Source organism: Christiangramia aquimixticola, assembly GCF_048285835.1.
In the GTDB taxonomy this organism is placed as follows: Bacteria; Bacteroidota; Bacteroidia; order Flavobacteriales; family Flavobacteriaceae; genus Christiangramia; species Christiangramia aquimixticola.
The window spans coordinates 188894-198389 of the sequence record NZ_JBLVTL010000002.1 but is presented as its reverse complement, the minus strand read 5'-3'; the positions used below and the strand labels follow the sequence as shown (position 1 = coordinate 198389).

The following is a 9496-nucleotide window of genomic DNA, read 5'->3' as shown; positions in this document are numbered from 1 at the left end:
TCAGAACCCGCAGATTTGCTGAGGTTTTCCATTTACAAACGTTTACAAACGAAAATAAACACCTACAAATACTTTGCAGACGAATAAGGCTTTCTTCTCAATGCATCTTTGTCCTGTTGAAATGAACGAATGATTTTCAATAATTAAATTCTTTAGTTATGAGCACTTTAAGAAACACAGTACAATTGATTGGACATGTAGGTAATGAGCCTGAGATCGTGAACCTTGAATCTGGTAAGAAACTGGCCAAATTTTCAGTAGCCACCAATGAGAGTTATAAGAATTCTAAAGGAGAAAAAATTACCGACACCCAGTGGCATAATATCGTAGCCTGGGGAAAAACTGCCGACCTTATTGAGAATTATGTACCAAAAGGTAAAGAAGTTGGAATTGAGGGAAAACTTACGACCAGAAGTTATGAAGATAAAGATGGAGTGAAGCGTTATATTACTGAAGTGGTTTGTCACGAGGTGCTACTACTGGGTAAATAGTGGATGCAATAAATAATCCCGCCATAATCAAATGGCGGGATCATTTATTTAATTGTGAGTATTCAGGTTCTAAAGTATAAGGTGTTTTTAAAACTCTAAAGGGGAATTTTTGATTTAAAAATAGATCTCCTGGGCTAATCTATATGTATTGGCGTGGGCATCAATAATGGTTTTTATATCGGGAGAATATCCTCCACCCATACTGCATTCTACCGGAATTTGCAGGTCATGGCAGGTTTGCAAAACATACCGGTCACGTTCCCTACATCCATTCACGGTACAGGATAATCTGCCAAGTTTATCGGTTTCGAGAATGTCTACACCACACAAATAAAAAATAAAATCAGGCTGAACTTTATCTATGAGTCCGGGTAAGGTCGTTTTAAGGATTTCAAGATATTTAGAATCTTTGGTCCCGTCAATTAGTTCAATGTCCAGGTCTGATTTCTCTTTCCTGAAGGGGTAATTCCCTTTCCCATGCATGGAAAAAGTAAAAACAGAATCATCATTTTTAAAAATTTCTGCTGTCCCATTCCCCTGATGTACATCAAGGTCTACGATAAGAATCTTTTTTGCAAGTTCCTTACTTTGTAAATACCGTGCGCCTACGGCCTGATCATTCAACAAACAAAAAGCTTCTGCGCGATTGGAGTAAGCATGATGAGTCCCTCCGGCAATATTCATGGCGATACCATTATCAATAGCATAGTAACAAGCCTGTATAGTGCCTTCAGCAATTATTTGCTCCCGGTCTATTAATTCCTGTGAAAGCGGGAATCCCGAAACTCGGATTTCTTTTTTAGTAAGCTCCAGATTTTTTAGACGCGTGAAATATTCGGGATCATGGACTCTTAAAATATGTGTTTCATCGGGAAAACCGGGTTGAAAAAAGTTTTCTTCAGTACAGGTTCCTTCGTGCAATAATTGCTTGGGTAAAAGATCATATTTCTCCATGGGGAAACGGTGACCTTCCGGCAAAGGATGTTTGTAGATGGGGTGATTTGCGATCTTTAGCATAAGCAAAAAACCTGCCTTTAAGTTTGAAACTGAAAGGACAGGTTTTTGAATTTAAAATTTAATACGGGAAAATTATTCTTAGTTAATAGTTGCTCCGCTTTTAACCCCGTCTTCATCCGGATTAACAAAAACAAGCTTTCCTTCGGCGTTTTCAGTCATAAGGATCATTCCTTCGCTTTCTACTCCACGAAGTTTTCTTGGTGCAAGATTAACCAGTACCGTTACTTTTTTTCCTATTATATCTTCAGGTTTAAAATGCTCTGCAATTCCCGAAACTATGGTGCGCTGATCAATCCCTGTGTCAACTTTTAAAACCAGTAGTTTTTTGGTTTTCGGCATTTTTTCAGCTTCTACAATTGTTCCAACTCGAAGATCCATTTTGGTGAAATCTTCAAAAGTGGCAATGTCTTTTTGAGGTTCAGCTTTTTGATTTTCCATTTCGTTAGCAGCTTTAGTAGCCTGCAATTTTTCCAGTTGTTTTTCCATTTGCTCGTCTTCGATCTTGCTGAAAAGCAATTCAGCTTTTCCAACCTTATGTCCCGCTGGTAATAATGCTTCCTTAGTGCCAATAATATCCCAGTCTGGAGTATTCTCCATGCTTTCACCGGATTGGTTAAGCATCCTCTTTAATTTTTCTGAAGTGAAAGGTAAGAATGGCTCACTTATTATTGAAAGTGCTGAAGCTATCTGCAACGCAACATACATGATGGTTTTTACTCTTTCCTCATCTGTTTTGATCTGCTTCCATGGTTCTTCGTCTGCAAGGTATTTATTACCTAATCTGGCAAGATTCATCAATTCCCCCTGAGCTTCTCTAAAGCGATATTTTTCAATCGAGCTGGCGATTACTGCTGGATATGCTTTTAGTTCAGCAATAGTTCTTTCGTCAACTTCGGTATAATTTCCTGGTTCAGGAACTATCCCGTCGTAATATTTATTGGTAAGTACAATAACACGGTTGATGAAATTCCCGAAGATTGCAACCAATTCATTGTTGTTACGCGCTTGAAAGTCTTTCCACGTAAAATCGTTATCCTTGGTTTCAGGAGCATTGGCAGTAAGTACATATCTCAATACATCCTGTTGTCCCGGGAAGTCTTCCAGATATTCGTGCAGCCAAACTGCCCAGTTCTTGGAAGTAGAAAGCTTTTTACCTTCCAGATTCAAAAATTCGTTGGCAGGAACATTCTCTGGCAGGATATAATTCCCGTGTGCTTTTAACATCACCGGGAAGATGATACAATGGAAAACAATATTGTCTTTTCCTATAAAATGAACAAGTTTAGTGTTCTCATCTTTCCAGTAAGGTTCCCAGTCTTTTCCTTCTCTTTCTGCCCACTCTTTTGTAGACGAAATGTAACCAATAGGAGCATCAAACCATACATAAAGCACTTTCCCGTCACCACCTTCTACAGGAACCGGAATTCCCCAGTCAAGGTCACGGGTAACGGCTCTAGCTCTTAAACCGTCGTCTATCCAGGATTTTACCTGTCCGTAAACATTGCTTTTCCAATCGGCTTTGTGACCTTTAAGTATCCATTCTTTTAACCAGTCTTCATATTGATCAAGTGGAAGGAACCAGTGCTTGGTCTCCTTTAAAGTTGGCACTGCACCGGTAATAGCCGATTTAGGATTTATAAGATCTGTGGCATTCAGGGAAGTTCCGCAACTTTCACATTGATCACCATAAGCTTCTTCGTTTCCGCATTTTGGGCAGGTCCCGGTTACAAATCTGTCGGCAAGGAATTGATTTGCTTCTGCATCATATAATTGCTCGGTAGATTCTTCAATAAATTTTCCGTCTTCGTACATTTTTTTGAAAAATGCGGAAGCGGTATCGTGATGAGTTTTCCCCGAGGTTCTTGAATAATTATCAAAACTAACTCCAAATTCTTCAAAAGACTTTTTGATGATGGAGTTGTATTTATCCACTACATCCTGAGGGCTTACTCCTTCTTTTTTTGCCTTTATGGTAATAGGAACTCCGTGTTCATCACTCCCACAAACAAAGGCCACATCATGCCCCTGCATGCGAAGGAAACGTGAATAAATATCTGCCGGCACATATACTCCGGCTAAATGTCCAATATGTATAGGCCCGTTGGTATAAGGTAGGGCCGCTGTTATCGTAAATCTCTGAGGATTTTTGCTCATTATTCTTTGTCCTTTTTTGAAGGCGTAAAGTTAAGCAAAGGCGTTCGATTAGGCGTTAAATTCTTGTAAAAGGGCAATGTCTGCTCGAATTACTTCCTAATTTTACCTAAAACACCCAATAAATGAGAAAGATATTTTTAGTTCTTAGTATGCTTATAGTCGCAGCCTGTAACTCTTCTAAAAAAGCTACTTCCGGCAGCAATGCTTATTACAGCATGGAAAATATTGCTGAAATGAGTCTGGATCAAATCAGGAAGACCTATCCCGATGCCAGTTTTAAAAATGGGGTGGGTATTTTTGAGGAAGGAACCGTGGAACGACCCTATACCATTTTATATCCGGAGACGCCAGACCAGCTTCTAATTACCTGGCAAAATGAAGACCGTATAAAAGTATATTCGGTTAAATATTCAGAAGGAAGTAAATGGTCTTCCAATACCGGTGTAAAAATAGGAACAAGTCTGGAGGAGTTGAATAAATTAAATGGCAAACCTGTTTCAGTATACGGGTTTGGCTGGGATTACAGTGGAGCAGTGGACTGGAACGGTGGAAAACTTGAAAATAATAAACTTGGGGTTTTTCTCGCCGCTAATGCAGATATTCCAGACCAGTTTTATGGAGACAGCATTATTGAAGCCAGTCCTGAAGAATTGAAAGCTTTGGATCTCAAAGTAGGATCGATAATGATCTTAAATAGTAAATAGAAAGTAATGGCTGAGCATAACGATCTTGGGAAAAAAGGAGAGGAGCTAGCCATTGAATATCTAAGGCTGAAAGAATATGAAATTCTGCAGAGAAATTACAGATACCAGAAGGCCGAGGTAGATATAATTGCTAAAAGAGAAAATACGCTTATAGCTGTTGAAGTAAAAACCAGAAGCACCCTTGAATTTGGAGATCCCCAGGATTTTGTAAAACCAAAGCAAATACAACAACTTGTAAAAGCCGTGAATAATTATGTAGAGGAATCGGGGCTTGAAGTTGATGTGAGATTTGATATAATCGCCATAATCAAAAATCGTACAGGCCAGAAAATTGAACATATACAGGATGCTTTTCTCTATTTCTAACTTCCATATTTATTTAATGAAAAGAGGCCGGTAAAAACCGGCCTCTTTTCTATTGAATATTTCTATGTTTTACCAAATACGAACTCTGTCCTCAGGTTTTACATACATTGGATCTCCTTCTTCGATCACGAAAGCATCATACCAGGCATCAATATTTTGAAGTGGTACATATGCACGGTACATCCCCGGAGAGTGAGTATCTGTTTTGATACGATTGCGTAAAGCTTCTTCTCTCATTTTAGTTCTCCAAACGGTTGCCCAGGACATAAAGAATCTTTGTTCCGGCGTAAAGCCATCGATCTTCCCTGGATTGTTGTTTTCCTTTAAATGAATCTGAAGTCCGTCATAGGCAGCATTCACTCCCCCAAGATCTCCAATATTCTCTCCAAGGGTGAACTTCCCATTGATATAAACGCTGTCCAGAACTTCGATCGCGCTATACTGCTCTGCAAGTTCGTTCCCAAGCTCTTCAAATTCTTTCAGGTCTTTCTCTGTCCACCAGTTATTCAGGTTTCCTTCAGCATCAAATCTGGAACCGCTGTCATCAAATCCGTGAGAGATCTCATGGCCAATAACTGCACCAATTCCGCCATAATTTACTGCTGCATCGGCTTTATAGTCATAGAATGGAGGCTGCAGGATGGCAGCTGGAAATACTATTTCGTTATATCGCGGATTGTAATAAGCATTCACTGTTTGAGGAGACATGAACCATTCTCCCTTGTCTACAGGTTGACCAAGATCGGCCATATTTTCAGCTACTCTCCATTTTTGAGCGTTCAGCATATTCTGGAAATAAGAACCTCCTTCATTCGGAGCTTTTATAACCAGGTCGCTGTAATCTTTCCACTCATCTGGATATCCAATTTTCACCGTAAAAGTGCTCAATTTCTCCAAAGCCTTTTTCTTGGTGTCTTCACTCATCCAGCTTAAGTTATTGATCCTGTTCTCATAAGCTTTTATGATATTAGAAACCATTTCCTGAGCTTTTTCTTTCGCTTCTGGTGGGAAATTTTCTTCCACATACAATTGCCCTAAAGCTTCTCCTACCACACTGTTGATCGTGCTTAAGGCTCTTTCGTTCTGAGGTCTTTGTTCTTTAGCTCCCTGAAGGGTTTTACTATAGAATTCCCATTTTTCTCTTTCCAGATCTGTGGTTAAAGCATCGGCGGCTCCATTGAACAGATCCCATTTAAGATATGTTTTCCAGTCTTCAACAGAGTTTTCGGCAATAATACCCTGTAGAGCTTTCATGTATTTAGGCTGAGAAACGATAATGGTATCTAAGTTCTTAGCTCCAATGCCGTCAAAATATGCTTTCCAGTTGATTGCCGGAGTTGTTTTTTGAAGTTCAGCGATACTCATTGGATTATAAGTATTGCGGGCATCTCTTCTTTCTACTTTATTTAATTGTGGACTGGCCAGTCTCGTTTCAAATGCAAGAATTTTTTTAGCGGCAGCTTTCGCATCAGCTTCAGAATAATCAAGATACTGAAGCATATCTGTAATATACTCTTTGTATTTTTCTCTTTTATCTTTAGAGTCGCTATCCTGTTCCAGATAATAATCTCTTTCCGGAAGCCCTAATCCTGATGGTCCCAAATAGGCAGCATTCATATTAGAATTCTTACTATCTGCACCCACTCCAAAGCTGAAGAATCCGGCACTTCCATATTCACTCATTTCTATAAGGAACTGCTGAAGGTCTTCTTTTGTCTTGATAGCCTCGATTTTCTCAAGGTATGGTTTTACCGGCTTGATGCCTTGCTTGTTACGCGTAACGGTATCCATTATGCTTTCATAAAGAAAAACCGCTTTCGCCTGATCTGTACTCGCGTCAAGATCCTTGTCTTTGGCTGTTTTTTCTAGCAGAGCAAGAGCATCTTCATCTGTACGCTGACGCAATTCGTCGAAACTTCCCCAGCGGGTTCTGTCGCCCGGGATTTCAGTACTATCAAGCCAGCGACCGTTTACATATCGAAAGAAATCTTCCCTGGCACTTGTAGTGGTATCCATGTAGGCAAGGTTGATACCATGGATCTCCTTAGTTTCTGTAGCTTGTTTTTCATCATTGTTACATGCAGTAAATAGGCCTGCTCCAACTAATGACAAAAACAAAGCTTTGTTTATTTTTTTCATTGTTTAATATAAGTATTAGTAATAATATGGCTAATGTAATAAAACAAGAAAAAAATACAGAGATTATCTGCCAAATAGCAAAGGAATTACTTTTGAAAGGGCGTTGTAAAATATAGGGGGATTAAACGGCTTTAAAAAAGGCTAATTTTCCTTTAGATCTGAAATAAGCTTTTTATCGAAATCCTTTTTCAACTCGGTAACTTCAGTAACGTTATCATTGGGAATGGCTATGGAAAGAACATAATGATGGATTTTCCATTTTCCATTTTCTTTCGCCACAACTCCCGAGCCACGGCAAATTCCCATGTGAGTATCCAGAAGTTCATCGAACCAGGCTACACGAGTATTTTCATGAACATAGATGTTACGCTCTATAGGAGTAAAATCCCAGGCTTTTCCTGCACGAAAATATGGGCGGGCAAATTCTCTGAATTCGGCTCCGGTCCAGTTTTCAGTTGCATCGGTGCCTATAAAGATGGCATCCTCTGTCATTAAATTAAAGTAATCTTCAAAGTTAGCTTCACCGGCTGCTTCATGCCATTTATCCACAGTTTTGGTTACCCGTTTTTTTACAGCCTGAATGTTCTTTTCTGAATTTTTAACCTGAGCCTCGAGAACGGGGGAAAAACCGATTAAAAACGCGGCCAGAAGAAGATATATCGATTTTTTCATTGCTCTAAATTTATTTTAAGATACTACTTTTTGCTGGCTTTGTGAGGTGCTGAGAGAATCCATTTCTCTTTCCATTTCTTCAAATTTATCCAGTTCACCTTCGAAATCTTCCAGGGTTTTGAGGAAAAGCTCATTCATTTGTAGCTTCAGATTATTAAATTCTGAATACAATTCCTGGGTGGTTCGTTTGATATTATTCACATCAGGATTTCTCTTATGAGCATATTGTTTTAAAAGTTGAGCCTTAGTATTTACCACATTCAATCTGGCTTCTACAGATACTGAGCGCAAACTATCCGGAAGGGAGGTAATTAAGGATTCCATTATTTGCGCTGTAGATGCAGAATTACGCATAACCTCTTTAAGCGTCGCATTTTCCATATTTCTTATTTCATTTTGCGCGGTGATAAATTCTACCCAATTCAAGGCATATTCCCTGGCTTCAGGATCAAGAGCATATTGCCTATCGTCAATCTGGATCTTTTGCTGAAAAGAAAGACTGTCCACTTTCTTCATATTAGCGTTGTTTCCTTCAGAATCCGGTTTGCAGGAAAAGAGGGTGATTAGTATAAAAACAGAAATAAGATGCTTCATTAAAGAGATGTTATGTGACAAAGTTATTTATAATTTACCGATAATTTTTAAAGCTTTCTAATTTGAAGAATTCTCAATTAACCCCTGTAAGAAATACTTTAGATTTCGAATTCCTCTATATAAATAAATATATTTGCACAAAATTTAAAATATGGCCGGAAGGATTTTAATAATAGGTGCCTGTGGACAAATTGGAACCGAGCTCACCCTTAAATTAAGGGAGATACATGGAAATGAAGAAGTTGTTGCCAGCGATATAAGAGAAGGAGCAGATGATTTGATGAAATCAGGTCCGTTTGAGATCCTTAATGCTACAGATGAGCCTAAGATTAGAGAAGTAATTGAAAAATATAATATCAAGCAGGTTTATCTCATGGCGGCTATGTTAAGTGCTACAGGAGAAAAAGCACCTATGCTGGCCTGGAATCTTAATATAGATTCTTTGTTCCATATTCTTCACCTTGGGAAAGAAGGGGTTATTGACAAAATATTCTGGCCTTCCAGTATAGCTGTTTTTGGACCTACAACTCCAAAGGATGATACCCCTCAAATCACGGCGATGGAACCTACAACCGTTTATGGAATTAGTAAACAAACCGGAGAGAGATGGTGCGAATACTTCTTCAATAAATTTGGGGTAGATGTGCGCAGTATAAGGTATCCGGGAATTATAAGTTATAAAACCTTACCTGGCGGAGGTACTACAGATTATGCCATTGAAATTTTCCATGAAGCGATCAAGAATGGTTCCTATACCAGCTTTTTAGATAAGGATGCTGCTTTACCAATGATGTTTATGGATGATGCTATTAAAGCAACTGTAGATATTATGGAAGCCCCTGCAGAGAAGGTGAAAGTTAGATCTTCATACAATCTTTCAGCTATTAGCTTTACTCCTGAAGTATTGGCGAAAGAGATCCAGAAACATATTCCTGAGTTTAAAATATCCTACGAACCTGATTTTCGTCAACAAATCGCTGAATCCTGGCCTTCGAGTATAGATGATACCCCTGCCAGAGAAGACTGGGGATGGAAACACCAGTATGATCTCGAAAAAATGACCAGTGTGATGCTGGATGGAGTTAAGGAGACACTGAAGGAAAAAGCTTAAAAAAAAGAAAAGCCGCTAAATAGCGGCTTTTTACTTTTTACTCAGAAAAAATATATTATTCGATCACGCGTACAGATGTAGCATTCACTCCTTTTCTTCCTTCTGTTTCTTCGTACTCTACTCTGTCACCTTCCTGGATGGTTTCACCATTCAACCCGGTAATGTGTACGAAGATGTCTCTTTTTGTGTCGTCGTTGGTAATAAATCCAAAACCTTTAGATTCATTGAAAAATTTAACTGTGCCTTGC

Annotated in this window: 10 protein-coding genes; 4 read left to right on the top strand and 6 right to left on the bottom strand. The window is 38.9% G+C overall.

What is annotated here, in order from left to right; translation table 11 throughout:
• The first annotated feature begins 158 nt into the window (after positions 1–158).
• Positions 159–491: a single-stranded DNA-binding protein gene (locus ACNKXV_RS04495; RefSeq protein WP_417906506.1), complete on the top strand. Its 333-nt coding sequence runs from the start codon at positions 159–161 to the stop codon at positions 489–491.
• Between the two features lie 114 nt (positions 492–605).
• On the opposite strand, the gene ACNKXV_RS04490 is transcribed toward ACNKXV_RS04495, so the two are convergent.
• Positions 606–1508 (bottom strand): histone deacetylase family protein, encoded by a 903-nt coding sequence (locus ACNKXV_RS04490; RefSeq protein WP_417906505.1) that lies wholly within the window; start codon positions 1506–1508, stop codon positions 606–608.
• A gap of 78 nt (positions 1509–1586) precedes the next feature.
• Positions 1587–3662: a methionine--tRNA ligase gene (metG, locus tag ACNKXV_RS04485; RefSeq protein ID WP_417906504.1), complete on the bottom strand. Its 2076-nt coding sequence runs from the start codon at positions 3660–3662 to the stop codon at positions 1587–1589.
• 122 nt (positions 3663–3784) lie between these two features.
• On the opposite strand from metG, the gene ACNKXV_RS04480 reads away from it, so the two are divergent.
• Together ACNKXV_RS04480 and ACNKXV_RS04475 are read left to right on the top strand one after the other, a co-directional pair.
• Complete coding sequence (locus ACNKXV_RS04480) at positions 3785–4366, top strand: hypothetical protein (RefSeq protein ID WP_417906503.1); 582 nt, start codon at positions 3785–3787, stop codon at positions 4364–4366.
• A gap of 6 nt (positions 4367–4372) precedes the next feature.
• Entirely contained in the window at positions 4373–4732 is a 360-nt protein-coding gene (locus ACNKXV_RS04475) for a YraN family protein (RefSeq protein WP_417906502.1), read from the top strand.
• A gap of 69 nt (positions 4733–4801) precedes the next feature.
• Here ACNKXV_RS04475 and ACNKXV_RS04470 read toward each other — a convergent pair whose 3' ends face one another.
• The 3 genes from ACNKXV_RS04470 to ACNKXV_RS04460 form a co-directional block, all read right to left on the bottom strand.
• Entirely contained in the window at positions 4802–6871 is a 2070-nt protein-coding gene (locus ACNKXV_RS04470) for a M13 family metallopeptidase (protein WP_417906501.1), read from the bottom strand.
• A gap of 141 nt (positions 6872–7012) precedes the next feature.
• Positions 7013–7543 (bottom strand): nuclear transport factor 2 family protein, encoded by a 531-nt coding sequence (locus tag ACNKXV_RS04465; protein ID WP_417906500.1) that lies wholly within the window; start codon positions 7541–7543, stop codon positions 7013–7015.
• 15 nt (positions 7544–7558) lie between these two features.
• Positions 7559–8137 carry a hypothetical protein gene (locus ACNKXV_RS04460; protein WP_417906499.1) on the bottom strand — a complete coding sequence of 193 codons (579 nt, stop codon included), beginning with the start codon at positions 8135–8137 and terminating at the stop codon, positions 7559–7561.
• A 151-nt stretch (positions 8138–8288) separates the two neighbouring features.
• Here ACNKXV_RS04460 and ACNKXV_RS04455 point away from each other — a divergent pair, with 151 nt between their 5' ends.
• A complete protein-coding gene (locus tag ACNKXV_RS04455) occupies positions 8289–9248 on the top strand; it encodes an NAD-dependent epimerase/dehydratase family protein (protein WP_417906498.1) in 960 nt (319 codons plus the stop codon).
• A gap of 55 nt (positions 9249–9303) precedes the next feature.
• On the opposite strand, the gene ACNKXV_RS04450 is transcribed toward ACNKXV_RS04455, so the two are convergent.
• Positions 9304–9496, bottom strand: a 193-nt coding sequence (locus tag ACNKXV_RS04450) for a cold-shock protein (RefSeq protein ID WP_417906497.1), incomplete at its 5' end; no start/stop codon positions are given.